The 26,467-nt window shown below is 69.8% G+C and carries 23 protein-coding genes, 1 tRNA gene and 2 pseudogenes; 21 read left to right on the forward strand and 5 right to left on the reverse strand.

Going from position 1 to position 26,467, the window contains the following annotated elements; genetic code table 11:
• Positions 1–17: 17 nt before the first annotated feature.
• Positions 18–1,478: an NADP-dependent phosphogluconate dehydrogenase gene (gene gnd, locus AC5JOC_RS06710; protein ID WP_079001993.1), complete on the reverse strand. Its 1,461-nt coding sequence runs from the start codon at positions 1,476–1,478 to the stop codon at positions 18–20.
• A gap of 290 nt (positions 1,479–1,768) precedes the next feature.
• Between gnd and AC5JOC_RS06715 the strand changes: the two are divergent.
• From AC5JOC_RS06715 to pth, 4 genes and pseudogenes are all read left to right on the forward strand, one after another.
• Positions 1,769–1,840: pseudogene (locus AC5JOC_RS06715) on the forward strand (gluconate kinase); the annotation flags it as partial.
• A gap of 136 nt (positions 1,841–1,976) precedes the next feature.
• Positions 1,977–2,249: a gluconokinase gene (locus tag AC5JOC_RS06720; protein ID WP_494245936.1), complete on the forward strand. Its 273-nt coding sequence runs from the start codon at positions 1,977–1,979 to the stop codon at positions 2,247–2,249.
• A gap of 174 nt (positions 2,250–2,423) precedes the next feature.
• Positions 2,424–3,032 carry a 50S ribosomal protein L25/general stress protein Ctc gene (locus AC5JOC_RS06725; RefSeq protein ID WP_079705465.1) on the forward strand — a complete coding sequence of 203 codons (609 nt, stop codon included), beginning with the start codon at positions 2,424–2,426 and terminating at the stop codon, positions 3,030–3,032.
• A 128-nt stretch (positions 3,033–3,160) separates the two neighbouring features.
• Positions 3,161–3,742 (forward strand): aminoacyl-tRNA hydrolase, encoded by a 582-nt coding sequence (pth, locus tag AC5JOC_RS06730; RefSeq protein ID WP_159878155.1) that lies wholly within the window; start codon positions 3,161–3,163, stop codon positions 3,740–3,742.
• An 881-nt stretch (positions 3,743–4,623) separates the two neighbouring features.
• On the opposite strand, the pseudogene AC5JOC_RS06735 reads toward pth, so the two are convergent.
• The 3 genes and pseudogenes from AC5JOC_RS06735 to folP form a co-directional block, all read right to left on the reverse strand.
• A pseudogene (locus AC5JOC_RS06735) lies at positions 4,624–5,769 on the reverse strand (DUF7933 domain-containing protein); the annotation flags it as partial.
• Positions 5,770–5,881: 112 nt separating this feature from the next.
• Positions 5,882–6,634 carry a pyrimidine reductase family protein gene (locus tag AC5JOC_RS06740; protein WP_192005281.1) on the reverse strand — a complete coding sequence of 251 codons (753 nt, stop codon included), beginning with the start codon at positions 6,632–6,634 and terminating at the stop codon, positions 5,882–5,884.
• A gap of 22 nt (positions 6,635–6,656) precedes the next feature.
• On the reverse strand, positions 6,657–7,589 hold the full coding sequence (gene folP, locus AC5JOC_RS06745) for a dihydropteroate synthase (protein ID WP_494245857.1): 933 nt from the start codon (positions 7,587–7,589) through the stop codon (positions 6,657–6,659).
• A gap of 124 nt (positions 7,590–7,713) precedes the next feature.
• Between folP and mfd the strand changes: the two genes are divergently transcribed.
• The 7 genes from mfd to eno all read left to right on the forward strand — a co-directional run bounded on the left by mfd (position 7,714) and on the right by eno (position 18,456).
• Positions 7,714–11,325, forward strand: a complete 3,612-nt coding sequence (gene mfd / locus AC5JOC_RS06750) for a transcription-repair coupling factor (protein WP_494245859.1) — start codon at positions 7,714–7,716, stop codon at positions 11,323–11,325.
• An 86-nt stretch (positions 11,326–11,411) separates the two neighbouring features.
• A complete protein-coding gene (locus AC5JOC_RS06755; protein WP_430891494.1) occupies positions 11,412–12,356 on the forward strand; it encodes an alpha/beta fold hydrolase in 945 nt (314 codons plus the stop codon).
• Positions 12,357–12,433: 77 nt separating this feature from the next.
• Positions 12,434–13,885 (forward strand): aldehyde dehydrogenase family protein, encoded by a 1,452-nt coding sequence (locus AC5JOC_RS06760; RefSeq protein ID WP_494245860.1) that lies wholly within the window; start codon positions 12,434–12,436, stop codon positions 13,883–13,885.
• Entirely contained in the window at positions 13,882–14,550 is a 669-nt protein-coding gene (locus AC5JOC_RS06765; RefSeq protein WP_494245862.1) for a nucleoside triphosphate pyrophosphohydrolase, read from the forward strand. Before AC5JOC_RS06760 ends, AC5JOC_RS06765 begins: the two co-directional genes overlap by 4 nt.
• Before the next feature lie 60 nt (positions 14,551–14,610).
• Complete coding sequence (gene hisS, locus AC5JOC_RS06770; RefSeq protein ID WP_494245863.1) at positions 14,611–15,918, forward strand: histidine--tRNA ligase; 1,308 nt, start codon at positions 14,611–14,613, stop codon at positions 15,916–15,918.
• A 211-nt stretch (positions 15,919–16,129) separates the two neighbouring features.
• Complete coding sequence (locus AC5JOC_RS06775) at positions 16,130–17,059, forward strand: endonuclease/exonuclease/phosphatase family protein (protein ID WP_124768962.1); 930 nt, start codon at positions 16,130–16,132, stop codon at positions 17,057–17,059.
• 116 nt (positions 17,060–17,175) lie between these two features.
• Complete coding sequence (eno, locus tag AC5JOC_RS06780) at positions 17,176–18,456, forward strand: phosphopyruvate hydratase (protein WP_056007454.1); 1,281 nt, start codon at positions 17,176–17,178, stop codon at positions 18,454–18,456.
• On the opposite strand, the gene AC5JOC_RS06785 is transcribed toward eno, so the two are convergent.
• On the reverse strand, positions 18,446–18,673 hold the full coding sequence (locus AC5JOC_RS06785) for a hypothetical protein (RefSeq protein WP_494245866.1): 228 nt from the start codon (positions 18,671–18,673) through the stop codon (positions 18,446–18,448). The genes eno and AC5JOC_RS06785 overlap by 11 nt on opposite strands.
• A gap of 185 nt (positions 18,674–18,858) precedes the next feature.
• On the opposite strand from AC5JOC_RS06785, the gene AC5JOC_RS06790 reads away from it, so the two are divergent.
• The 10 genes from AC5JOC_RS06790 to AC5JOC_RS06835 all read left to right on the forward strand — a co-directional run bounded on the left by AC5JOC_RS06790 (position 18,859) and on the right by AC5JOC_RS06835 (position 26,411).
• Complete coding sequence (locus tag AC5JOC_RS06790) at positions 18,859–19,308, forward strand: septum formation initiator family protein (protein ID WP_064296468.1); 450 nt, start codon at positions 18,859–18,861, stop codon at positions 19,306–19,308.
• A gap of 38 nt (positions 19,309–19,346) precedes the next feature.
• On the forward strand, positions 19,347–19,868 hold the full coding sequence (locus AC5JOC_RS06795; RefSeq protein ID WP_124768964.1) for a DUF501 domain-containing protein: 522 nt from the start codon (positions 19,347–19,349) through the stop codon (positions 19,866–19,868).
• Between the two features lie 104 nt (positions 19,869–19,972).
• A complete protein-coding gene (locus tag AC5JOC_RS06800) occupies positions 19,973–21,211 on the forward strand; it encodes a S8 family serine peptidase (RefSeq protein ID WP_159878167.1) in 1,239 nt (412 codons plus the stop codon).
• 66 nt (positions 21,212–21,277) lie between these two features.
• A complete protein-coding gene (locus tag AC5JOC_RS06805; protein ID WP_494245869.1) occupies positions 21,278–22,831 on the forward strand; it encodes an NAD(P)/FAD-dependent oxidoreductase in 1,554 nt (517 codons plus the stop codon).
• A gap of 102 nt (positions 22,832–22,933) precedes the next feature.
• Positions 22,934–23,007, forward strand: a tRNA-Leu gene (locus AC5JOC_RS06810).
• The gene (locus AC5JOC_RS06815; protein WP_494245871.1) at positions 22,983–23,621 is read left to right on the forward strand and encodes a hypothetical protein; all 639 of its coding nucleotides are present in this window, start codon (positions 22,983–22,985) and stop codon (positions 23,619–23,621) included. Before AC5JOC_RS06810 ends, AC5JOC_RS06815 begins: the two co-directional genes overlap by 25 nt.
• Positions 23,622–23,629: 8 nt before the next feature.
• Positions 23,630–24,859 carry an NRAMP family divalent metal transporter gene (locus AC5JOC_RS06820; protein WP_079705478.1) on the forward strand — a complete coding sequence of 410 codons (1,230 nt, stop codon included), beginning with the start codon at positions 23,630–23,632 and terminating at the stop codon, positions 24,857–24,859.
• Complete coding sequence (locus tag AC5JOC_RS06825) at positions 24,856–25,287, forward strand: hypothetical protein (protein ID WP_079705479.1); 432 nt, start codon at positions 24,856–24,858, stop codon at positions 25,285–25,287. The genes AC5JOC_RS06820 and AC5JOC_RS06825 overlap by 4 nt, the downstream gene beginning before the upstream one ends.
• Positions 25,274–25,621: a PRC-barrel domain-containing protein gene (locus tag AC5JOC_RS06830; RefSeq protein WP_494245874.1), complete on the forward strand. Its 348-nt coding sequence runs from the start codon at positions 25,274–25,276 to the stop codon at positions 25,619–25,621. Before AC5JOC_RS06825 ends, AC5JOC_RS06830 begins: the two co-directional genes overlap by 14 nt.
• 169 nt (positions 25,622–25,790) lie before the next feature.
• Entirely contained in the window at positions 25,791–26,411 is a 621-nt protein-coding gene (locus AC5JOC_RS06835; RefSeq protein WP_494245876.1) for a CinA family protein, read from the forward strand.
• The last annotated feature ends 56 nt before the right edge of the window (positions 26,412–26,467 follow it).

Below are 26,467 nucleotides of genomic sequence, written 5' to 3' on the forward strand. Positions count from 1 at the left end.
CGTCTGCAGGCCGTGGGCTAGTGGCTCGAGCCCGCCTGCTCGACCTCGCTGCGGTCGCCCGACCAGAGGGTGTGGAACGTGCCGTCGAGGTCGACGCGCTTGTAGGTGTGCGCGCCGAAGAAGTCGCGCTGGCCCTGGACGAGCGCTGCGGGCAGACGCTCGGCGCGGAGGCCGTCGTAGTACGACAGCGACGACGAGAACGCCGGCGAGGGGATGCCCGCCTGAGCGGCTGCGACGACCACGCGGCGCCAGCTGTCCTGCGCCTCAGCGACGGCGTCGCTGAAGTAGGGCGCCGTCACGAGGGCGACCAGCTCGGGGTTCTCCTCGTAGGCCTCGGTGATGCGGTTGAGGAACTGTGCACGGATGATGCAGCCGCCGCGCCAGATCTTCGCGATCTCGCCCTTCTTGATGTCCCAGCCGTATTGCTCGGCACCGGCGACGATCTCGTCGAAGCCCTGCGAGTAGGCGATGATCTTCGACGCGTAGAGCGCCTGGCGCACGTCCTCGACGAACTGGTCGGGGTCGGCGACGGTCCACTCCTCGGACGGGCCCGCGAGCTCGCGGGCCGCTGCGCGCTGCGCCGGCTTCGACGACAGCGAACGGGCGAACACGGCCTCCGCGATGCCCGACACCGGGATGCCGAGGTCGAGTGCCGTCTGCACGGTCCACGCGCCGGTGCCCTTGGCGCCGGCCTGGTCGAGGATGACGTCGACGAGCGGCTGCCCCGTCTTCGCGTCGACCTGCTTGAGGACCTCGGCGGTGATCTCGATCAGGTAGCTCTCGAGCGTGCCGCGGTTCCACTCGGCGAAGATCTCCGCGATCTCGGCCGGCGACTTGCCGGTGCCGCGACGGATGAGGTCGTAGGCCTCGGCGATGAGCTGCATGTCCGCGTACTCGATGCCGTTGTGGATCATCTTGACGAAGTGGCCGGCGCCGTCGGTGCCGACGTGGGTGACGCAGGGTTCGCCTTCGGCGATCGCAGCGATCGACTTGAGGATGGGGCCGAGGGTCTCCCACGCTTCGGCGGAGCCGCCCGGCATGATCGACGGTCCCTTGAGGGCGCCCTCCTCGCCGCCGGAGATACCGGCGCCGACGAAGTTGATGCCGGTCTCGCGGACGGCCTTCTCGCGGCGGATGGTGTCGGTGAAGAGTGCGTTGCCGCCGTCGACGATGATGTCGCCGGGCTCGAAGACCTCGGTGAGCTGCTGGATGACGGCGTCGGTGCCCTTACCCGCCTGCACCATGATGATCGCGGTACGTGGCTTCGAGAGCGACGCGGCGAACTCCTCGATGGTCTTCGACGCGACGAAGCCGGCCTCGGGGTGCTCGCTCACGAGCAGGTCGGTGCGTTCGGGGGAGCGGTTGTACACGGCGACCGTGTTGCCCTCGCGGCTCGCCAGGTTGCGTGCGAGGTTGCTGCCCATGACGGCCAGACCGACGACGCCGATGTTGGCGCGAGCTTCGGCGGTGTTCACCATGTGGTTCTCCTTCAGAGTGGGTGATGCGGGAAGCGTTCCGAGTGCTCAGGAGTCGACGGGGCGGCTGCAGGACAGCGGCGACACCCTCGTCGATCCGGGCACGGCCCGTCCTGCAACCGTAGCAAAGGGAGGTGTCGCTCCACCTCTCAATGACCCCGCGTGCAGGTGAGGTCCGAGCGGACCGTGCGGAGGTGTCCGGTATCGTGCTGTGCGGGTCGGGCGAGCCGGCCGCCCGGCCATCGGCCGGAGACCACAGGGGGTTCCGTGTGAATGCACCGCTCGTCGTCGTCATGGGCGTGTCCGGGTCCGGGAAGAGCACGACCGGAGTGCTGATCGCCGACCGGCTCGGGGTGCCCTTCGTCGACGCCGACGCCCTGCACCCGCTCGAGAACGTGCGGAAGATGGCCGCCGGAACGCCGCTCGAGGACCCCGACCGCTGGCCCTGGCTGGCCCTCGTGGGCAAAGCCCTCGCCGACGCCTCGGACACCGGGCCTCGTGATGGCCTGCTCCGCACTCCGACGGGCCTACCGGGAGGCGATCCTCGCGGAGGCGCCCGGGGTGCGGTTCGTGCTCCTGCACGGCTCGCGCGAGGTGCTCGGACGCCGGATGGAGGGCAGGAGCGGTCACTTCATGCCGCCGTCGCTCCTCGACTCGCAGTTCGCACTCCTCGAAGACCTGGACGCCGACGAACCGGGCTTCGTGGTGGACGTCGACGCCACCGTCGACGAGATCGTGGACGAGGCGGTCGCGGGCCTCAGCGCGGTGCGATAGACTCTCCCACTGAACTTCGGCGAGGGAAGCGGCCCGTGGCAGCTTCCGTGATCGACGCGGTGGTCTGGCTTCCGGCTTTTCCTCACGCAGATACGCGTTCGAGTTGACTCATCCATTCCGCCGCGCATCGTCGCGGCACGACCAACCGGGTGCAAGACCCGTGAGGAGAACATCATGTCCGATGACCTGAAGGTCACCGCGGAACTCCGCGAATCGTTCGGCAAGGGCGCAGCCCGCAAGCTCCGTGCCCTCGGCAAGATCCCCGCCGTGCTCTACGGCCACGGCACCGAGCCCGTGCACGTCTCGCTGCCCGGCCACCAGATGCTGCTCATCCTCCGCAAGTCCAACGCGGTGCTCGAGCTCGACATCGCCGGCAAGGGCCAGCTCGCGCTGGTCAAGGACGTCCAGAAGGACCCCGTGCGCCAGATCATCGAGCACCTCGACCTCATCGTGGTCAAGAAGGGCGAGAAGGTCCAGGTCGACATCCCCGTGACCATCGAGGGCGAGTCCGCCGCCGGCACCATCCTCAACCAGGACGCCACCACGGTGAGCCTCGAGGTCGAGGCGACCCACATCCCCGAGCGCGTCACCGTCAGCGTCGAGGGCCTCGAAGAGGGCGCCCAGATCCTGGCCGGCGACCTCGAGCTCCCGAAGGGCGCTTCGCTCATCACCGAGGCCGACGTCCTCATCGTCGCGATCACCGTCCCGGCCGCTCCGGCGGACGAGGAGACGGAGGCCGCTGAGGCCGCCGCCGAGGAGACCGCAGCCGAGGCCGCGGAGTAGTCACCACTCCAGCAGACGAACCTGTCGCCCGCCCGCCCCGATAGTCTCGGTGCATGGCAGGCGGCAGGTTCGCTCGGTTTCTGGCCGGTCTCACCGGTCGAGCCGAGGCGTTCGATCAGGAAGGCAGCATGGCTGCAGACACGTGGCTCATCGTCGGGCTCGGGAACCCGGGCGAGCAGTATGCCCGCAACCGGCACAACGTCGGGCAGATGGTCCTCGACGAGCTCGCGAAGCGCATCGGCGGAACCTTCAAGACCCACAAGGGCAACGCGCGCGTGGCCGAGGGGCGGCTCGTGCCGGGCGGCCCGAAGCTCGTCCTCGGCAAGCCCAACAGCTACATGAACCTCTCCGGCGGCCCCACCGCAGCGCTCGCCCAGTTCTTCTCCGTCGACCCCGACCACGTCATCGCCGTCCACGACGAGCTCGACATCCCGTTCGACTCGATCAAGCTCAAGCAGGGCGGCGGGCACGGTGGGCACAACGGCATCCGCGACATCGCCTCAGCGCTGAAGACCCCAGAGTTCCTGCGCGTCCGCGTCGGTATCGGGAGGCCGCCGGGTCGTCAGGACGCCGCCGACTTCGTCCTCAAGGACTTCGCGGGAACCGAGCGGGAGCAGCTTCCCCTGCTGGTCTCCGACGCGGCCGATGCGGTCGAGCTCCTCGTGAACGAGGGCCTGCTGGCTGCACAGACCCGGTTCCACGGCGCCTGACGCCCGCTCAGCCGAGCGGTGAGCGGACGCGTCGGCCCTGGCGCGTGCCGGCGCCGACGAGCACCGCGCCCACCAGGAGCAGTCCGCTGATGAGCAGTGCGGTGGAGAGCGGGACCTCGGCTCCCGTCCGGACCAACGGCGCCTGCGGTTCGAGCGGTGCGACCCTCCACACGATGCCGAGCGAGGTGTGCAGCGCCCCAGTCGAGACGCGGGGTGCGTCCGGGAGTGGCAGGCGACCGGTGTCGGCGCGGTCCGATGCGCGCGAGTATCCGGTCAGGACCGCCTCGAACGCGTGGACGAACGAGCCGTCGTCGAGGGCGGTCCGGTGTCAGGACGAGCGGCTCGCTGCTGGTGCAGACCGTCGAGGCACCAGGCTCGATGAACTCGCTGCTGCAGGTGAGGCGGGTGTCCGGCGTCTCCGCGAGGGTGACGTCGCCCAGCGCGTTCTCGCCGGTGTTGGTGACCGTCGCGATGACACGCAAGCGGTCACCGGGGTCGGTCGTGACGGTCTCGCCCCCGACCGGAACCCACGATCCGTCGGCACCCTGGATCTCGAGGCGGACGGTGCCCTCCACGGCCAGCGCGGGGACGATCACGCGGTAGGTGGTCTCGTCCGTGCTGCTGAGCCCCGCGGCGGTCTGCTCCACGCGCACGACCGCCTCGCCGGACTCGACGACCTCGGTGCTCGCGCAACTCCACCGGCCGGCCGGGTCCACGGTGGTCTCACACCGGGTGTGGCCCTCGCCGTCGCGCACGGTGATGCCGGCGCCCGGCTCGCCCGTTCCGGCGAAGATCGGTCGTGAGGACTCGACGAGGGCGCCCGATGCCGGGCTCTCGATCGCGACCCGGTCGATGGCGGTCAGGGCGGGCTGTGAGCCGAGGTCGAGCCCACGGACGGCGTCTCCCGCCACGGTGACGGTCAGCGCGCCGCGAGCGACCGGTGTGGCGTCGACCTCGATCGTGCAGGACTCCTCGCCCGCCGCGAGGTCGCCGGTGAACGCGATGTCGGCCCCGGACGCCGGAGCGGTCACCTCCGCCGAGCAGCTCGCGGTCACTCGCGGATCGGTGGCGACCGCGAGTCCACCGGGCAAGGCCGTCTGCACGGACCAACCGGCCTTCGCGGCGAGTTCCGGGGTGTTGCGCACGACGAAGCGGAGACGCATCGTGTCCCCGACGAAGGCGGTGTCCTGCGACAGCTCGACATCGAGGGTCGGGGTCACGTCGATGATGCTCAGATCGTCGAAGGCGTGGTCGTTGCCCGATCCGCCGCCGTGATCGTTGCGCATCACGACACCGATCGCCGCCGCGTCCACCAGCATCGAGGCATCGCCGGCGAAGTGCCCGGCACGAGCGGAGACGCCGCCGTGGCTGAGCGATTCGGCGCGGTCGTCCGTGCACGGGTCGATCGCCTGCTCGGACACCGGGTGTTCGACGCCGTCGGGGGTCCGCAGCGCCAGCTGCAGTGCGGTCGGCACCGCTGCGAAGCAGTTCAGGGACGCGACGTTCACGGAGGCGGTCAGGAAGCGGCCGGTGCCGGTCGCCAGTGGGATCGGCGTGGTCGTCTCCAGTTCGACCGCGCCGTCGGGACCGTTCGTCTGGGTGTAGGCCGCAACGGCGGAGTTGGTCCCCGGATCGGTGCCGTTGAGGACGCCCAGCACTCCGGCGAGGGCACGGACGTTCGCCACGGCGCTCGCGGCGTCCAGGCAGTCACCGGGCTCGGCGCCCGTCATCGAGGCGGACAGGATGAAGCCGTTGCACGCCGCTCGGTCCGTCCAGAAGTCGTCGGCGTCGAACCGGAGGTCCGAACGGCCCAGGTAGTCGCGGACCGACATGGGCGTACCGGTGTCGGGTGCGCGTTCGAAGTCCTCGTGGAAGACCTCACCGCGTGGAGTGCCTGCTGCGTCAGTCGGTGGCTCGGAGGCCGTCGCTCCTGCCGGCGCCGGTTGGATCATCGAGAGGGTCCAACCGACCGCCAGCACGAGTGTCGTGGTCAGGATCGGACGGAGTGGGCTGGTCGAAACGCGCATGCAGCATCCCAAGAAATCATCGGATGGGGGAGGCCGCCAGCGTAGCAGTGCTGATCTTCTGGGATATCAGACGATCGAGGGATGGAAGTCCGATGAGAGGGGAGCCGACGGCTCAGGCGCGTACGTACCGCGAGATCAGCAGCTCGTCCGAGCGCAGGAGGTGCTGCAACCGCATCGGTCGCGGTGCTTCGGACGCGGGACCCGCGGAGACCCGGACACTCTCCCCGCCGACGAGCGACGGACTGATCGTCAGACAGAGTTCGTCGACGGCGTCGGCAGCGATGAACGAGCCGAAGAGTGCCGGACCACCCTCGCACAGGATCTGCCGCAGGCCGCGGTCGGAGAGTGCCTGGACGACACGCGCCGGTTCGACGTGTTCGTCGCCGCACGCCACCACGTCGGCGACCGCCTCGAGTGCCGCGCGCTTCGCGGGGTCGGCGCGGTCGGTCGTCACGACGAGCGGCCGGACCGGTGCCTGGGTGAAGACCTCCGAGCGGAGGTCGAGGTCGAGCGAGCCCGACACGATCGCGAACACCGGGTGCAGGGGGAGGTCGTGGTCGTCGCGCCACGCCGCGGCGTCGACGTCGAGCCGCATGGCACCGTAGCCCTCGTCGCGCACGGTTCCGGCACCGACGAGCACGACGTCGGAGAGTCGACGCAGGATGTCGAACACGGTCTTGTCGGCCGGGCCGCCGAGCCCGCCGGAGACGCCGTCGACGGTCGCTCCACCGTCAAGGCTCGTCACGAAGTTCACGCGGACGGTCGTGGCGGAGCGGTCCTCGACGGTGTAGGCCGCCACGAGCTCCTCGACCGACAGCGGTCGGTCCTGCGCGGGGACCAGGCTCGTGATGCTGGGGATGCTCATGTGACTCCTCGAGGGTTCCGGATCAGACGTTGTGGACGGGCGCCACCGGTGCACGGAAGCCGAGGATCGCCTCGGTCATCCGCACGGCCGCGATCGACTCGGGCACGGCGTGCATCCGCACGATGCGGGCGCCGAGGAGGATGCACGCCGCAGCGGACACCAGGGACCCCTCGAGACGTTCCGACTTCGGGCGGTCGAGGGACTCGCCGATGAAGTCCTTGTTCGACACCGCGGCGAGCGTCGGCAGGCCGAGCGCGGCGATCTCGTCGAACCGGCGGGTGAGTTCGAGCGTCTGCACGGTGTTCTTGTTGAGGTCGTGCCCGGGGTCCACGATGAGCCGCGACTCGGGGACGCCGTGCGAGAGCGCGAGGTCGACGCGGGCCGTCAGGAAGGCGGCGACCTCACCGGCGACGTCGTCGTAGTGGGGGCGGGGATGCGGCTGCCTCGGCCTGGCCAGACTGTGCGTGATGACGAGGGTGGCCTCGCTCGCGGCGACGACGTCCGCGAGAGCCGGGTCGTGGATCCCCGTGGTGTCGTTGATGACGGAGGCGCCCGCCGCGATGCAGGCCGCCGCCACCTCGGGGCGGAAGGTGTCGACGGAGATGACGACGTCGCTCCGTGCGGCGAGCGCCTCGACGACGGGGAGCACGCGGTCGAGTTCCTCGGCGGTGGGGATCTCCGGCCCGGGGGCGAACTTGGCTCCGCCGATGTCGACCCAGTCGGCGCCCTGTTCTGCGGCGGTCACGGCGGCGTCGACGGCTCGGTCGAGCGAGAACGTCGCGCCCTGGTCGAAGAAGGAGTCCGGGGTGCGGTTGATGATCGCCATGACCGCGACCTGCTTCGAGAAGTCGAACGTCCGCGCTCCGATCCGGCGGATCGGTTGGCGGATCGGGGGGAGCGGGAAGCCGCCGGTCCGTTCGGGGTGTCGGTCTGACCGGGGCTCCGTGCTCGTCATGGGTCAATCATGACGCGTCCGGCGCGAGAGGATGCCGCGTGACGCGTCGTCCGCAGCCGATTGACAGCGGTGGCCGGTGGGCGATGGGGTCATGGGTGTCGGTGGCTCGGCGTAGGCTGTCCCGGTGACGCTTCAGGGTTTGACTCACGCGCTTCGGCGCGCCGCAACGATCGACGATGCCCTCGCGTACGCGGGCAAGAGCGCGGACTTCTCCGTGATCGACGGGCTGCGTGCACCGCTCCTCGCGGCGCTCATGGACGAGCGCGGTCGGCAGGGTGCCGCCCAGGCGGCCCTCGTCGTCACCGCGACCGGCCGCGACTCCGAGCGGCTCCGCTCCGCGCTCAGCGACCTCATGCCCGAGGCCGAGATCGTCGAGTTCCCGGCCTGGGAGACCCTGCCGCACGAGCGCCTCAGCCCGAGCGCCGAGATCGTCGGCCGACGCCTGGAGGCGCTGCGGCGGCTCGGCGCCTGGACGGGGGAGCGGCCGTTCCTCCTCGTCGCGTCGGTGCGCGCCGCGCTGCAGCCCGTGGCCGACAACCTCACCGAGACCGCTCCGATCGAACTCGTCCAGGGCGGTCGCGGACACGACCTCGCCGCGATCGCGCTGCGACTCGTCGAACTCGCGTACACCCGGGTCGACATGGTGTCGCGGCGTGGTGAGTTCGCGTTGCGCGGTGGCATCCTCGACGTCTTCCCGCCGGTCGCCGACCACCCGTACCGGGTCGAGTTCTTCGGCGACGAGGTCGACGGCATCCGGGCGTTCTCGGTCGCCGACCAGCGTTCGCTGCCCGAGCCGGTCGACGCGATCCGCCTGCCGCCGTCCCGTGAGCTGCTCCTCAGCCCGGCCGTCCGGCAGCGCGCCGCGGAGATGCAGCACGAGTTCCCGAGCCTCACCGGGATCCTCGAGAAGATCGCGGAGGGCATCGCGGTGGAGGGCATGGAGTCGCTCTCCCCGGCCCTCGTCGACCGCCTCGTCCCGATCACCCATTACCTGCCGGATGGAGCGGCCATCGCCGTCGTCTCGCCGGAGCGCGTCGTCACGAGGTCGATCAGCCTCGCCGAGACGAACCGCGAGTTCCTCGCCGCCGCATGGAGCGCCGCGACCGTCGGTGCGAACGCGCCGATCGACCTCGCCTCCGGCGACTTCATCTCGCTGGGCGCCCTGAAGGAGTCCGTCACCTTCAGCGCTCCCGGCCAGCCGGCGCCCGACCACCCGTGGTGGACGTTCAGCGGCTTCCGCGCCGGCCCCGACGTCGAGACGCTCCCGGAGCACCTCGAACTCGACGAGCTCCTCACCGTCACGGTCGACGGCGACACCGTGCCGAGCTTCCACGGCAACGTCGAGGGCGCCATCGAACACGTCGCCGACCGCATCCGCGAGGGGTGGACGGTCATCGTCGCCGCCCGCGGGGTCGGTCTCGTCGAGCGTGCGGCGGACGTCCTCGCCGAGCACGAGATCGCGGCCCGCATGGTCGACGAGCTGCCGGCCGACCCGGAGCCCGGGGTCGCCTACCTGCTGCAGGCCGACGTCGAGGGCGGCTTCGAGCTGGAGACGTCGAAGCTCATGCTGCTCGGCGAGACCGAGTTCTACGGACGCACCGCCGGGTACGACTCGCGCCTGGTCAAGAAGCTCGCCACCCGACGCAAGAACGTCGTCGACCCGATGCAGCTCCGGTCCGGCGACTTCGTCGTGCACCAGACCCACGGCATCGGCAAGTTCGTCGAGATGACCCAGCGCGAGGTCTCGAGCGGTGGACGCAACCCGGTGAAGAGCACCCGCGAGTACCTCGTGCTCGAGTACGCACCCTCCAAGCGCGGCTACCCGGGCGACAAGCTGCTCGTCCCCACGGACCAGCTCGACCTCCTCACCCGCTACGTGGGCGGCGAGGCTCCGCAGCTCAGCAAGATGGGCGGCAGCGACTGGTCGCAGGCGAAGAGCAAGGCGCGCAAGGCCGTCCGCGACATCGCCGTCGAGCTGGTCAAGCTCTATTCGGCGCGCATGGCGTCGAAGGGGCACGCCTTCGGTCCGGACACCCCGTGGCAGCGCGAGCTCGAGGAGGCGTTCCCGTTCGCGGAGACCCCCGACCAGCTGCAGACCATCGACGAGGTCAAGGCCGACATGGAGCGCGAGATCCCGATGGACCGCCTCCTCTCCGGCGACGTGGGGTTCGGGAAGACCGAGGTCGCCGTCCGTGCCGCGTTCAAGGCCGTCCAGGACGGCAAGCAGGTCGCGATGCTCGTGCCGACCACCCTGCTCGTCAAGCAGCATTTCGAGACCTTCCAGGAGCGGTTCGCCGGGTTCCCCGTGCACCTGCGGCCGCTCAGCCGGTTCCAGTCCGACAAGGAGGCGCGGGAGGCGCTCGCCGGACTCGCCGACGGCACGGTCGACGTCATCATCGGGACGCACCGTCTGCTGACCGACAAGGTGCAGTTCAAGGACCTCGGCCTCGTCATCATCGATGAGGAGCAGCGGTTCGGTGTCGAGCACAAGGACGCCCTCAAGAAGCTGAAGACGAACGTCGACATCCTGGCGATGAGCGCGACCCCGATCCCGCGCACGCTCGAGATGGCGGTCACCGGCATCCGGGAGATGTCCACGCTTGCGACCCCACCGGAGGACCGCCACCCGATCCTGTCCTTCGTCGGTCCGTACAACGGCAAGCAGGTCGGTGCGGCGATCCGGCGCGAGCTCCTGCGCGAGGGCCAGATCTTCTTCGTGCACAACCGGGTCTCGTCCATCAGCCGCGTCGCGGCGGACCTCGCGGAGCTCGTCCCCGAGGCGCGCATCGCCATCGCCCACGGGCAGCTCGGCGAGGCCGCGCTCGAACAGGTCGTGGTCGACTTCTGGGAGCGCCGTTTCGACGTCCTCGTCTGCACGACGATCATCGAGACCGGCCTCGACATCTCGAACGCGAACACGATCATCATCGACCGCGCCGACAAGTACGGCCTGAGCCAGCTGCACCAGCTGCGGGGTCGTGTCGGTCGCGGCCGCGAGCGCGCCTACGCGTACTTCCTCTACGACGAGCACAAGCCGCTCTCCGAGACCGCCCACGACCGGCTCTCGACCATCGCGGCGAACAACGAGCTCGGCAGCGGCATGCAGGTCGCCCTGAAGGACCTCGAGATCCGTGGCGCCGGCAACATGCTCGGCGGTGAGCAGGCCGGCCACATCGCGGGCGTCGGCTTCGACCTCTATCTCCGCATGATCGGCGAGGCCGTGTCCACCTTCCGTGGCGACGTCGCCGAGGGGCAGACCGAGCTGCGGCTCGAACTGCCCGTCGACGCGCACATCCCCGAGGAGTACGTCGACAGCGAGCGGCTGCGGCTGGAGGCCTACCAGAAGCTGTCGGCCGCGTCCGGACCTGCGGCCAAGGACGGCCAGATCGACCTCGTGATCGACGAACTCACCGACCGATACGGCGAGCCGCCGGCGCAGGTGAGCACGCTCATCGCCGTGTCGCGGCTCCGTCAGCGTGCGCAGCGCTCGGGACTCAGCGACCTCATCGCCGTCGGACCGAACCTGCGGGTCACGCCCGCCGACCTCCCCGACTCCATCCAGACGCGGCTGCGACGCATGTATCCCGGCGCGAAGTACCTGGCCCAGACGAACACCGTCATCGTGCCGTTGCCGCGCGTCGGCGACGAACCGCTGGCCGACACCGACCTCATCGCCTGGGTGCAGCAGTTCCTGAACGCGATCTACCCGCTGCCGGAGGGCTCGACGTCGTCCTAGCGGGCAGCCGCAGATGGGCCCGCGGGACGACGGCGTCGGTACCCGCGGCCGATCCGACGGCCGTCGTCCATCCCTAGCGTGGAGGGATGAAGAAGTTCCTCCGCATCGTCCTCACCGGGGTCGTGGCGCTCGTCGCGCTCGTGCTCGCCGGGCTCCTCACGACCACCATCGTCAACACCGCCGCATCGGCTTCCGAGGCAACGCGCATCGAGGAGTACGGGCAGCGGGTCGAGGTCGACGGCAAACGCATGAACGTGTCGGTGACGGGGGAGGGAGACCAGACGATCGTCCTCCTGCCCGGCTTCGGTACCGGTTCGCCCGTGCTCGACTTCTCGCCGCTCGTCGGGGAGCTCTCGTCGTCGTACCGGGTGGTCGTGGTCGAGCCCTTCGGATACGGGCTGAGCGACCAGACCGACGTGCCGCGAACGACCGAGAACATCGTCTCCGAGATCCACGAGGCGGTCGCCGGGCTCGGCATCGACCGGTACGTGTTGATGGGGCACTCCATCGCGGGGATCTATGCGCTGGACTACGTCGAGCGGTTCCGCGACGAGGTGACGGCGTTCGTCGGCATCGACAGCAGCGTGCCCGATCAGCCGGGCATGGACGCCGCGCTGCCGGTCGACGCCCTGCGTGCGGCGAAGGCACTCGGCATCACCCGGGTCGTCACGGCGCTGTCGGGCGACCCGTACCCGGATCCGCCGTACGACCAGCACACGCGTGAGCAGCTCGGGATGATCTCGCTGCGCAACACCTCGAGTGCGACGTCGTCGGACGAGATGTCGCGCATCGCGGCGAACTTCCGAGCGGCGAAGGGGAAGACCTTCCCGGCAGACCTCCCGGTGCTGCTCTTCGCCCAGCGGGACAACCCGACGGTGGCGGGGTGGCTGCCGCTCCATGAGGAGCAGGCTGCGAGCGTCGACCGAGGAGAGGTCGTGCCGCTCGACGCCGACCACTACCTGCACCACACGAAGTCCCGCGAGATCGCCGCGGACGTCGACCGCTTCCTCGCGACTCCAGGCGTCGGGTAGCCGGTCGCCGGGCCAGGCCGTCGGTCTGCGGACGGACGTATGCTGGTGCCCACGATCCCGTCGAGTCGGAGGAACCCATGGCGACCAGCATCCGGACGAAGCAGGAGCCGAAGGTGGTCGTGGCCGACGCCGTGGCCCGGCTCCGACAGACCTTCGACCGCGGCACCACGAAGCCCGTCGCCTGGCGGCTCCGCCAGCTCCGTGCGCTGAAGCAACTGCTCCTCGAACGCGGCGGCGAGCTCGAGCGGGCGCTGGCGACCGACCTGGGCAAGAGCGGCACCGAGGCGCAGATCACCGAGATCGGCCTCCTCGTCGGCGAGATCGATCACACGCTGAAGCACCTGAAGCGCTGGGTGCGGCCCCGACGCGTCGCGGTGCCACTCACCCTCGCCCCGGCGTCGGCATCGGTCGTGGCGGAACCGGTCGGCGTCGTCCTCGTCATCGGCCCGTGGAACTATCCGGTCCAGCTCTGCATCGGTCCCGTCATCGGGGCGCTCGCCGCGGGTGACGCCGTCCTGCTGAAGCCCAGCGAGCTCGCCCCCGCCACGAGCGCCGCACTCGCGCGCCTCCTCCCGGAGTACCTCGACGACCGTGCCGTCGCGGTGGTCGAGGGCGATGCGGAGGTCGCCACCGCCCTCCTCGCCGAGCGGTTCGACCACATCTTCTACACGGGTGGCGCCGCCGTGGGCAAGGTCGTCGCCCGGGCCGCGGCGGAGCATCTGACCCCGATCACCCTGGAACTCGGCGGGAAGTCGCCGGTGTACGTCGACGACACCGTGGACCTCGCGGACGCGGCCCGCCGGATCGTCTGGGGCAAGCTCATGAACGCCGGCCAGACCTGCGTCGCCCCCGACTACCTGCTCGCGACGCGGTCGGTCGCCGATCGGCTCGTCCCGTACCTGCGCGACGCGATCGCAGCCCTCTACGGCCCCGACCCCGCCGACAGTGCCGACTACGGCCGCATCATCTCCGACAAGCACTTCGCCCGGGTCAGCGGTCTGCTCGACGGTCTCGAACCGGCCCTCGGCGGCGGGGTCGACGCCTCGGAGCGGTACATCGCCCCGACGGTCGTGAACGGCGTCGACGCTACGGCGTCGATCATGCAGGAGGAGATCTTCGGTCCGATCCTGCCGATCCTCCACGTGTCCGGGCTCGAACAGGCCATCGCGCACATCCGGGCAGGGGAGAAGCCGCTCGCGCTCTACGTCTTCAGCGACGACCGCGCCACGCGGAAGCGGTTCACGCGCGACACCTCCTCGGGCGCGTTGGCGTTCGGTGTGCCGGCCGCGCACCTCCTCGTGCCGGGTCTGCCGTTCGGCGGCGTCGGGGCAAGCGGGATGGGCGCGTATCACGGTCGCCATTCCTTCGACACGTTCAGTCACGCGAAGGCGGTGTTCTCCAAGCCGCTGTCCCCGGACACGCTGTCGCTCGTCTACCCGCCCTTCACCGAAGCGCGCGACCGGATCGCGCGACTGATCTCGAGGACCGGCAGCACCGACGACCGCCGCCCGTGGGGAGCCCGTCGGTGAGCAGCGAGCCCGTCGGCGACACCTCCACTGAGCGCCTCGTCGACGCCATGCGGCAGATCCGCGACCGCTGCGTCTGGACGCAGGGCATCGACCACGACATGCTCGTGCCGTACCTCATCGAGGAGAGCTACGAGCTCGTCGAAGCGGTCGAGGCCGGGACGCGCGACGAACTCGTCGAGGAACTCGGCGACGTGCTGTGGCAGGTCGTCTTCCATGCGGAGATCGCGTCCCGTGACGCCGATGCACCGTTCGACTTCGACGACGTCGCCGAGGCCGTCACCCGCAAGATGGTCCACCGTCACCCACACGTGTTCGGCGACGAAGCAGCGCCGACCCCGGAGGACGTGGTGCGCGTGTGGAACGCTGCGAAGGCCGAGGAGAAGGCGAAGCGCAGCAGCGCGCTCGAGGGGATCCCGCAGGGGATGCCGTCGCTCGCCCTCGCCGACAAGGTGCTGGGCAGGGCCGTGCCGCTCGGGGTGGGCCCGACGGTCGACGCCGATGTCGTGGACGACGAGGACGCCCTGGGGGAGCAGCTCCTCGCCGTCGTTGCCGCAGCACGGGCGAACGGGCTCGACGCGGAACGGGCGCTCCGGGGTGCCGTCCGTCGGTTGAGCGCGCGAGTGCAGGACGCCGAGCGTCCGGTGGCGTCCCCGACGGACGGCTGAGCGAGGGGTCGCCAGGCGTCGGCTCGCGGAGCCGGTTCCCCGCCATGCCAGAATTGAGGCATGGCAGCTCCAGTGAACCCGCCGCGCGGCATGCGCGATTTCCTCCCCGCCGACAAGGCCCGTCGGGAGCACGCGCTGGGCACCATCCGTCGGGTCTTCACCGCACACGGCTTCGACGAGATCGAGACGCCCGTGGTGGAGGAGTACGACCGGCTGCACTCCGGGCTCGGCGGCGACAACGAGAAGATGGCGTTCAACATCCTCCGGCGCAAGCTCACCCCGGAGGCCATCGTGGCCGCGGCGGACAACCAGACCGAACTCACCGACCTCGGCCTGCGCTTCGACCTCACCGTGCCGCTCGCCCGGTTCTACGCGACGCACCGGGCCGAGCTCCCGCCGGTGTTCCGCTCGATCCAGATCGCTCCGGTCTGGCGCGGCGAACGGCCGCAGCAGGGCCGGTACCGCCAGTTCGTGCAGTGCGACATCGACATCATCGGAGAGTCCTCGAACCTCGCCGAGACCGAGCTCATCATCGCGACCCTCGGGGCCCTCGCGGAGCTCGGCATCACCGGCTGCAGCGTGCGGATCAACGACCGCCGACTCCTCATCGGCATGCTCGAGTCGCTGGGCTTCCCCGCCGACGAGCACGCGCAGGTGCTCATCACGATCGACAAGCTCGACAAGATCGGTCAGCAGGGCGTGGTCGCCGAACTGCGCGACCGTGGCGTCGACGCCACCGCCGTCGACGCACTCGAGGCCTTCTTCTCCCGTCCGCAGACGATGGAGTTCAACACCTTCGGCGAGCGGGCGATCCGCAAGGCGCTGCCGCTCGGTGCGGACGACGCCGTCGTCGCGGAGCTCGACGCACTCGGGAAGGCCGTCGCCGCGGCCACCTCCCTCCAGGGCCAGCCGGCCGACCCCTTCGCGAACCCGCTCGTGTTCGACCCCTTCCTGGTGCGGGGCATGGGGTACTACACCGGCGCCATCTTCGAGATCGCGCACCCCGACCTCGGGTACTCGCTCGGCGGCGGCGGTCGCTACGACGGCATGATCGGGCGTTTCCTCGGCCAGGACGTGCCGGCGGTCGGGTTCTCGATCGGCTTCGAGCGCATCGTCGACCTCATCGAGCTCCCCGCGGGCGCGGCCGCGGATGCCGTCGTGCTCGTGCACGACCGCGACGTGCCTCCCGTGACGCTCGTGGCGTTGAAGGCCAAGCTCGTCGCCCAGGGGCGTCGGGTGCGCCTCGAAGCCCGCGTGAAGAACCTCAAGGCCCTCCTCGACCGCGTGTCGGCAGCCGGCTTCGGCGCCTTCGCGTTCGTCTCGGCCGACTCGACCCTCGAGTCGCTCGAGTTCAAAGCGCTCGACTGACGATTCCCGCACCCGCTTCCCGCTCCTCGGCGCGCTTCCGAGCCGCTGCCCAGCTCGTCGGTGCAGGATGGAGCATTCGGCCGGATCCCCTCCCACGAGCGATCCGTCCGCTCTGCCCCCGATCGAAGAACTGGTTCCCCCGATGAGCGTCATGGCCCCTGCAGCGCGCCCTCGGCGCGCGCCGGAGTCGACCGGTCCCACGCGCCGCCGGGTGAGCCTCGCACGGCGCCGGGCGACCACGCTCGCGCTGGCCGTCGGTGTCCCGCTCGCCCTGCTGACGGCCGCCCACGCCCTCGTCCCCGACATCCTCGGCCTCGGACTCGTCTGGGACAACGCCCTGCCGTGGACGTGGGTCGTGCTGCCGGTGCTCTTCCTCGTCCTCCTCGTCGCCCGCACGCCGGGCGCCGTCATCGGTCTCCTCGCGCCGACGCTCGTCTGGGCCTTCCTGTTCGGCCCCGGCGTCGTCCCCATGGGTGACGCACGTTCGGCGGTCCCTGCCGAAGCCTCCCTCACGGTCGCCAGCCAGAACCTCGGGCCGGAGGGCGACCCCGCGGTCATCGCGGCTTCCCTCCAGGCCAGTGGGGCGGATCTCATCGCGCTCCAGGAGATCGAGGACCACGACCGCGAACCGCTCGCCGCGACGCTCGACGAGCAGTACCCGTACTCCGTGCTCACGGGGACGGTGGGTCTCTGGAGCCGCTATCCGATCGCCGACTCGGTCGGGCTGAAGCTCGGCCTCGACTGGTACCGGGCGATCAACGCCGTCGTCGACACCCCGTCCGGAGCCGTGAGCGTCTACGTGATCCACGCCGACTCCGCGCGTCCGGGTGCCCACGCCGAGCGGGACGTGATGCTCGCGGAGTTGGCCGACACCGTCGCGGCGAACACCCGTGATCGGATCGTCGTCATGGGTGACTTCAACGCCTCCGCCTCCGACCGGGCGCTCGCCGCACTCCAGAGCGAGGTGTCGGAGCCCAACCAGAGCGAGGGCGGCTTCGGACTCACCTGGCCGGCCGGGACACCGCTCATGCGACTCGACCACGTCTTCGTCCGCGGCATGACCGCGACCCACAACGCCGTCGGCGACGCCGAGGGCAGCGACCACCACGGCATCGTGTCGAGCTTCCGGCTCGACCGCTGACCGCGCGCCTCGGGCGACGATCCGCGGCTCTGCGCCCGTTCAGCCGATGTCACTAGACTGAGCGCGGGCGGCCGTCGTACCCGTCCCACGTCCCAATCCCCACAAGGAGAACATCAGTGGCACTCATCGAGGCAGTAGGCGCTCGCGAAATTCTCGACTCCCGAGGCAACCCGACCGTCGAGGTCGAGGTGCTCCTGGAAGACGGCACGGTCAGCCGTGCAGCAGTCCCGTCCGGCGCATCGACCGGTGCGTTCGAAGCGTACGAGCTGCGTGACGGCGATGCCGCGCGTTACCTCGGCAAGGGTGTCGAGAAGGCGGTCGACGCCGTCCTCGACGAGATCGGCCCGGCACTCGAGGGCATCGAGGCGGACGACCAGCGCCTCGTCGACCACACCATGATCGAGCTCGACGGCACCGAGAACAAGAGCCGCCTGGGCGCGAACGCGATCCTCGGTGCGAGCCTCGCGGTCGCCCGTGCCGCTGCGGACTCCGCAGACCTGTCGCTCTACCGCTACGTCGGCGGCGCCAACGCCCACGTCCTCCCGGTCCCGATGATGAACATCATCAACGGTGGCTCGCACGCCGACACCGGCGTCGACATCCAGGAGTTCATGATCCTCCCGATCGGCGCTCCGAGCTTCCGTGAGGCGCTCCGCTGGGGCACCGAGACCTACCACACGCTCAAGGGCCTGCTGAAGTCGAAGGGCTTCGCGACCGGCCTCGGCGACGAGGGTGGCTTCGCCCCCGACTTCGAGCACAACCGTGCGGCCCTCGACTTCATCGTCGAGGCCATCGAGCAGGCCGGCTTCACGGTCGGCACCGACATCGCGCTCGGCCTCGACGTCGCCTCCAGCGAGTTCTACAAGGAGGGCGCGTACCAGTTCGAGGGCAAGGCGCTCAACAGCACCGAGATGACCGCGTACTACGCCGACCTCGTCGCGAACTACCCGCTCATCACCATCGAGGACCCGCTGGCCGAGGACGACTGGGCGGGCTACGCCCACCTCACCCCCGAGCTCGGCTCCAAGGTCCAGATCGTCGGAGACGACCTGTTCGTCACGAACCCGAAGCGTCTCGCCGACGGCATCGCCAAGGGTGCGGCGAACTCGCTGCTCGTCAAGGTCAACCAGATCGGGACGCTCACCGAGACGCTCGACGCGGTCTCCCTCGCGCAGCGCTCCGGCTACACGACGATCCTGTCGCACCGCTCCGGCGAGACCGAGGACACCACGATCGCCGACCTCGCGGTCGCCACGAACGCGGGCCAGATCAAGACCGGTGCGCCTGCGCGCAGCGAGCGGGTCGCGAAGTACAATCAGTTGCTGAGGATCGAAGAGGAGCTGGGCCAGGCAGCCGTCTACGCCGGCCGCAGCGCCTTCCCCCGGTTCACCGCCTAAGCATCGTCACCTGAAGGCTCTCAGGGGTGCCGATCGGCACCCCTGAGAGCCTTCGTCGTGTGCGGGAGGCGCCTGTGAAGAAGCCATCGATGCCGGCCGGCGGCGAGTCGAAGCCCACGTCGTCCGGCAGCGGAGCAGCGTCCTCCTCGTCCTCCGGCTCGTCGAAGCAGCGACCGGCGTCGAAGCCCCGGTCGAGCTCCGCGGATGCCTCCGCCAAGCGCGCCTCCTCGTCGTCCAAGCGCCCGGCGGGGGCCACCGCGAAGCCCGCACGCTCCGCAGGCACAGCCCCGCGGTCGACGACGAAGGCACTCGCGATCAGCGTCGGCCGGTTCCTCGGCGCCGCGCTCCCGGACCGGCTCGACACGCACCGCCCCGGTACGCCAGTCGGACGCCGGCGGCTGGTTGCGGAGTCTGCGACTGTCCGGGTTCAGCGTCCTGCTCCTCGGGATCCTCGTGCTCGGGGTCGTCGTCCTCGCGCCGAACCTCAAGACCTTCCTCGAGCAGCGGCAGCAGATCGCCGCGCTGGAGGCCGGTGTCGCCGACACCCAGAAGCAGGTGGACGCGCAGCAGGCCGAACGCGAGCGCTGGAACGACCAGAGCTACGTCATGACGCAGGCGCGCGACCGCCTGTTCTACGCCCTGCCCGGCGAGGTCAGCTACATCATCATCAACGACGTCGACCCGGCCTCGTTGCCCACCACCGAGACACCCGTGAGCGACACGCTCGTCGACTCGCAGTCCGACTGGCTCGACGGCCTGCTGTCCTCGCTCGTCGCCACCGGCTACTCGCCGGCCCCGGTCGCGACCGAGACCCCTGCTCCCACGCAGACGACGCCTCCCGCCGGCGGCTGACGTCCGGACGCAGTGGTGAACCCGGCGATAATGGAACCATGAGCACCCCTCCCTTCGGCCCCGTCTCCGAGCGCGACGTCGAGATCGTGTCGGCGCAACTGGGACGCCCGGCCCGAAACGTCGTCGGCATCGCGGCGCGCTGTGTCTGCGGCGCCCCGACCGTCGTCTCCACCGCTCCTCGCCTGGCCGACGGCACGCCGTTCCCCACGTTCTACTACCTGACCCACCCGGCCGCCACGGCCGCGGTCTCCTCGCTCGAGGCGACCCAGGTGATGAACGAGTACAACGAGCTTCTGGCCGAGGACGAAGCGGTCCGCGCCGACTACGCCACCGCGCACACGGCCTACCTCGCCGACCGCACCTCCATCGCCGAGGTCGCCGAGATCGACGGGATCTCCGCCGGCGGCATGCCGGTGCGCGTCAAGTGCCTCCACGCGCTCGTCGGCCACGCTCTCGCGGCTGGTCCGGGCGTCAACCCCATCGGCGACCTCGCGCTCGACCGCGCGAGCTGGAGCCCCGAGGTGTGCGCATGCGCGGACGGCCAGGCGGGGCAGGGATAGGCCCCGCACGCGACGGGGGTCGCCTGTGGGGGAGTGACGGACCGCGACGCGGAGACCGTCGTCGTCCGCGCGGCCTCCGAGGTGCGCTGTCGGCGCTGTCCGCGATGCTTCTGGCGCTCCTGCTCGTGGGGACGCAGGCGCTCCCGGCGTCGGCGGACACCGTGCGCGACATGCAGTACTGGCTCGGTGACTACGGCTTCACGACGGCGTGGGAGACGACGAAGGGCGCCGGTGTCACCGTCGCCGTGATCGACACCGGTATCGCGAGCGGTCCGGCGGAGTTGACCGGGGCGGTCGCGGGTGGCGTCGACGTCTCCGGGCTCGGGAGTCCCGACGGGCGGACGCCGGTGGGTTCCGAGGGGAGCGAGCACGGGACGCTCGTCGCCTCGATGATCGCCGGTCGTGGCCGCACGGGCGGTGCCGGGGTCATCGGCGTGGCGCCCGAGGCCCGCCTGCTCTCCGTCTCGGTCGGGTTCGGCTCCGACGGGTCGGCCGTCGTCCCCTGGGACGATCAGATCGCGACCGCCGTCCGGTGGGCGGTGGACAACGGTGCGGACGTCATCAACATGTCGCTGACGCGCAACAGCCTCGACTGGCCGACGAGCTGGGACGACGCCTTCCTCTACGCCTTCTCGCACGACGTCGTCGTGGTGGCTGCAGCGGGCAACCGGGGGAGCGGGACGGTCGAGGTCGGTGCTCCGGCGACGATCCCGGGTGTGCTGACCGTCGCCGGTGTGGACCGCGCGGGGTCGGCGAGCTTCGACGCCTCGAGCCAGGGCATCACGATCGCCGTCGCTGCGCCGAGCGAGCAACTCGTCGGGGTGACGCCCGCCGGGTCCTACGTGCAGTGGCAGGGGACGAGCGGGGCGGCACCGATCGTCTCCGGACTCGTGGCCCTCGTCCGCTCCGCCTGGCCGGAGCTCAGCGCCGCCGACGCCATCAAGCGCGTGACGGCAACGGCGAAGCAGGTGGGCGACTCCGCACAGAGCCCCATCTACGGGGCAGGACTGATCGACGCCGCGAAGGCGGTCAGCGGTTCCGTCGGCCCGGCGGCGACCTCGCCGGAGCAGCAGCTGTCCGACTGGATCACGCTCTACCGACGGGCACCGCAGGTCCCCGATCCCGATCCGGGTGCCGAGCAGCCGTCGCCGACACCGGAGCCGGTACCCCCGGCGATCCCGGAGAACGAGGCCGTCGAGGTGCGCGCCAACCCGTTCCTCCCGACGCCGAGCACCCTGCTCTACGGCTCGCTGCCACTGGCGCTCCTCCTCGGAACTGGTAGCCTGGTCACGCTCGGTGTCATAGGCGCTACCAGGCATTTCAAGCGGGTGCTGCAGAAGTAGTACTCTGTTCCGATATTCTCAGACACTCATCTGAACCAATCGTCTTGACGTAGGAGATCGTTCGCCGTGCCCAAAATTCTGATCGTCGGTGGTGGTTACGCCGGGTTCTACACCGCATGGAAGCTCGAGAAGCAGCTTCGTCGTGGTGAGGCCGAAGTCACCATGGTCGACCCGCTGCCCTACATGACCTACCAGCCCTTCCTGCCGGAGGTCGCCGCCGGTTCCATCGAGCCGCGTCACGCGGTCGTCTCGCCGCGTCGCCACCTGAAGCACACCAACGTGATCACCGCCAAGGTCACGGGCATCAACCACGCCGAGAAGAAGGCGACCATCACGCCTGAGGTCGGTGAGCCCTGGGAGGTCGACTACGACATCATCGTCGTCACCGCCGGAGCCGTCTCCCGCACCTTCCCGATCCCCGGTGTCGCCGACACCGCGATCGGTCTCAAGACCATCGAAGAGGCCGTCGCGATCCGCGACCGCGTGCTCTCCAACTTCGACAAGGCCGCGAACCTGCCGGCCGGGCCCGAGCGCGACCGCCTGCTGACCTTCACGGTCGTCGGTGGCGGCTTCGCCGGTATCGAGGTCTTCGCCGAGCTGCGTTCGTTCGCGAGCTCGCTGCTGAAGTTCTACCCGCAGCTCTCCTTCGAGGACACGCACTTCCACCTCATCGAGGCCATGGGTCGCATCATGCCCGAGGTCAAGATCGAGACGAGCCACTGGGTCCTCAAGAACCTGGCCGAGCGCGGCGCGCTCGTGCACCTCGACACCCAGCTGCAGTCGGCTGTCGACGGCAAGATCGAGCTCTCGACCGGTGAGTCGTTCGAGTCCGACCTCATCGTCTGGACCGCCGGTGTCATGGCGAACCCGGGCGTCGTCCGCGGTGGCGACCTCCCCGTCGAGGAGCGCGGTCGCATCAAGACCCGCGCCGACCTCCGCGTCGGCACCGACGACGACATCGTCGAGGGCGCCTGGGCGGCCGGCGACGTCTCCGCCGTCCCCGACCTCAGCGGTGGTGGCGTCGGCGGGTTCTGCGTGCCGAACGCACAGCACGCCGTCCGTCAGGGCAAGCTGCTCGCGAAGAACATCACCGCGGTCCTCCGTGGCGAGGAGCCGAAGAACTACTTCCACAAGAACATGGGTGCGGTCGCCGGTCTCGGCATCGGCGTCGGTGTCTTCCAGTCCGGCAACCTCGCGATCAAGGGCCTCCCGGCCTGGTTCGCGCACCGTGGGTACCACGGGCTGGCCATGCCGAGCTTCGAGCGCAAGTTCCGCGTGTTCGGTGGCTGGTGGAACAACTTCTGGCTGGGACGCGACATCGTCTCCCTGTCGGCCGTGCAGAACCCGCGTGAGGCCTTCGAGACCTTCGCGTCGCGCCCGAAGCCCCCGGCAGACGCTGCGGCCCCCGCAGCAGCTCCGGCGGCTCCCGCAGCGGCTGAGAAGCCCGCTCGCAAGGCTCCCGTCAAGCGCAAGCCGAAGGCCGCCCCGGCCGAGGCCGCAGCGCCCGCCGCCGAGGCCCCTCGCGCTGCCGAGGCTCCTGCTGCTGCTGGCGCCCCGACCGGTGCCGACGACGAGCAGGCCTATGCGACGCCCGCTGAGGAAGTCAGCGCGAACAAGTAGTCCGGTCCGGAGCCCAGCTCCGTTCCTCGAGAGGCGCATGTCATCCGGTCCGCCGGGGCATGCGCCTCTCGGCGTTCGACGCCTCGATACGATGAGGTGCACGCCCCCGTAGCCCAACTGGCAGAGGCAGGCGACTTAAAATCGCCGCAGTGTGGGTTCGAACCCCACCGGGGGTACCGCCCTGGGCTGCGAGATCACGCGGATCCGGGAGGAGTACATCACCTCCATCAGCGATGTCTCCTCCGGCGTCATCGAGCTTGTGTCAAGGGCGTTTGCGTTGCAGCGACGAAGGAGTACCGTCTGGCTGGTGAATCTGGATGTGAGACGTCGAAACATCGCGCGGGGTCGCTCGTCGGTCTGGGTTCGGGGCGGTGCCGTAGCCGTTCCCCTCGCCATGGTGGTGGTGTTGAGTGGCTGCTCGGGGGGTGCGGTCCCGGCGATCGGGGCGGCGGCGGTGCAGCTTGATTCCGCCGTGCAGACGGCATCCCTTGCTCTCCAGCAGGCGGACGCCGACATCACCTTCACGCCCGTCGCGGAGACGACGCTTGAGAACGCGATCACCGAGGTCGACGACGTCTCGACGCAGCTGAGCGAGACTCCGGTTCAGACCGGCCGCGAGCAGGATGCGAAGCGTGAGGCCACGGCCGTGCTGCAGGACGCCGTCGCAGTCCTCGACGACGCCCGCACGGCACTCCAGGCCGGCGACGACCTCCCCGACACCGTGGAGCAGTTGCAGCAGACGGCGAAGCAGACGGCCGAACTCCGCGAGCGGTGGGAGCCGTTCTCGTGAGCGGTGTGATGAAGCGTGTTCTCGGTGTCGCGCTCGGTGTCCTCACCGCGATCGGTGGCTTCCTCGACATCGGAGACCTCGTCACCAACGCGGTCGTCGGCTCGCGGTTCGGGCTGTCGCTCGCCTGGGTGGTGCTCGTCGGCGTCGTCGGCATCTGCCTGTTCGCGCAGATGTCCGGGCGCGTCGCTGCGGTGAGTGGCCGGGCGACGTTCGAGATCATCCGGGAGCGCCTCGGGCCGAAAGCAGGGCTCGCCAACCTGAGCGCGTCGTTCCTCATCAACCTCCTCACGCTCACGGCCGAGATCGGCGGTATCGCCCTCGCTCTGCAGCTCGCGTCGAGCGTGTCTCCAGGCCTGTGGATCCCGGTCGCCGCGTTCGCCGTCTGGCTGGTGATCTGGCGGGTGAAGTTCTCGATCATGGAGAACGTCACCGGGCTCGTAGGTCTCTGCCTGATCGTGTTCGCCGTCGCCCTGTTCCTCCTCGGCCCGGACTGGTCGAAGCTCGCGGAGCAGGCGTTCGCGCCGTCCGTGCCGGGTTCCGAGTCGGCGGGCGCGTACTGGTACTACGCCGTCGCTCTCTTCGGAGCGGCGATGACGCCCTACGAGGTGTTCTTCTTCTCCTCCGGTGCGGTCGAGGAGAAATGGACGAAGAAGGACATCGGGCAATCGCGCATCAACGTGCTCGTCGGGTTCCCCCTCGGCGGTGTGCTGTCGGTCGCGATCGCCGCCTGCGCCACCATCGTGCTGCTGCCCCGTGGGATCGAAGTGTCCTCGCTGTCGCAGATCGTCCTCCCGGTGGCGGAGGCCGGCGGCAAGCTCGCGGTCGCGTTCGTGATCGTCGGCATCGTCGCAGCGACGTTCGGCGCGGCCCTCGAGACGACCCTGTCGAGTGGCTACACGCTGGCGCAGTTCTTCGGCTGGTCGTGGGGCAAGTTCCGGAAGCCGGCGGAGGCGGCGCGGTTCCATGTCGCGATGATCGTCTGTCTGCTCGTCGGCCTCGCCGTTCTGGCGACCGGTGTCGACCCGATCCTCGTGACGGAGTACTCGGTGGTGTTCTCCGCGATCGCACTGCCGCTCACCTACTTACCGATCCTCATCGTGGCCAACGACGAGCAGTACATGGGCGATGCGCGCAACGGCAGGGTGACGAACGCGTTCGCGCTCGTCTATCTGGTGATCATCCTCGTCGCCTCGATCGCAGCCATCCCCCTGATGATCCTGACAGGAGCCGGAGCATGACCCGCCGATCCAAGCGCTTCGACGCACCATTGCCGGTGCTGGAACCGGCCGAACAGTACGCCGGACAGGTGCTCGACGCCCGGCTGCACCTCCTCGACCGGCAAGTACTCGACCGCGACGGTGTCCCGGTGCAGGTCGTCGACGACCTCGAACTCAGTGACGTCCCCTTCGGCGAGTCGATCCCTTCGGAAACGCCGGCGCCGGTCATCGAGTCGATCCTCAGCGGCCCCGTCCTCGGCACACGGATATTCGGCGGACGTCCGCCCTCGAGTCGGTTCCATCGCGTGTCGTGGGACCGGATCGCGGAGATCGGCATCGCGATACACCTCGGCGTGGCAGGCTCGACGCTCGACGTGACGTGGGTCGAGCGTTGGGTGCGCGACCGCATCATCTCTCGCATTCCCGGAGGCCACCATGATCCTGAGTGACGTCCTGCGCTCGCGCGTCCTCGACGACGAGGGGCGGTCGGTCGGCATCGTCATTGACGCCCGGTTCGTGCTCGACGGCGTCCCGCATGGCCCGCTCGCCGACGCGCGCTTGGTCGGCTTCATCGTCAGTCCCCACACCGGTAGCTCGTTCCTCGGCTACGAGCGCCACGACGACGGCCGGCCGGCGCTCATCGCCCGCGTCCTTCGCTGGCACCACCGAGGCTCGTTCCTCGTGCACTGGGAGGACATTGCGCGCCTTGACGAAACACGCGTCATCCTCCGTCCAGGCTACCGACGGATCTCACCCGCGCTGCTCGGCGCCCAGCGACGGTGAAGCCGCGGCGAGAGCCGTAACCGGGAGGTGCCGTTCGAGCGCCAGGGAGCGCTCAAGGTCGACCGAACAGTCCGAATCCGGTCTCGTGTGTCCGAGCAGGTGCTGCCCGGTGGGTCGTGAGCGGTCAAGGCCTTGGCGGTGCGTGTGGCCTGAAGTTAGCGTGCGAGGCATGGATCCGAAGGAGAACGCAGCACAGGGTGGCGAGCTGATTGCGGTGCCGACACCTCACGAACTCGCCAGAGACGCGATGGACGGCTCCGCTATTCCCGTGGAGACCGTGGACAGTGCCGGCACGGAGAATCCGAGTGAGACGCTCGCGGAACGCATAGCGGCCACCGCGCTGCAAGGGGGTATTCGTGTCGGTGTGGCCGAGTCTCTGACCAGTGGGGCGATCGCGTCGACGCTCGGCGCCGCGTCAGATGCAGGCGAGTGGTTCTCGGGTGGAATCGTGGCCTACCGACCCGAGGTGAAGTTCGACGTACTCGGTGTTCCGCCAGGCCCGGTCATCACCGCGACTGCCGCGCAGCGGATGGCGTCAGGGTGCGCGCGCGTGCTCGCAAGCACGGCGACTGTCGCGGTCACGGGCGCGGGGGGCCCGGGACCACAGGAAGGGCAGCGCGCCGGAACCGTGTTCATCGCCGTCCGTACTGAGCACGACGAAACCGTGCAGCAGTGCTGGTTCCCGGGCGATCCGAGAACGGTTGTGATGAAGACCGTCGAGGCCGCTCTGGAACTGCTGGCGACCACCCTGGAGAACGCCGCCTCCGGGGCGTCCCGCTCCGCTGAGTGAGCAGCCCGGCTTTTCCCACCGGACGACGCCGATGTCCGCATATGAGTTGGCGTACT

The organism is Plantibacter sp. (assembly GCF_059073635.1).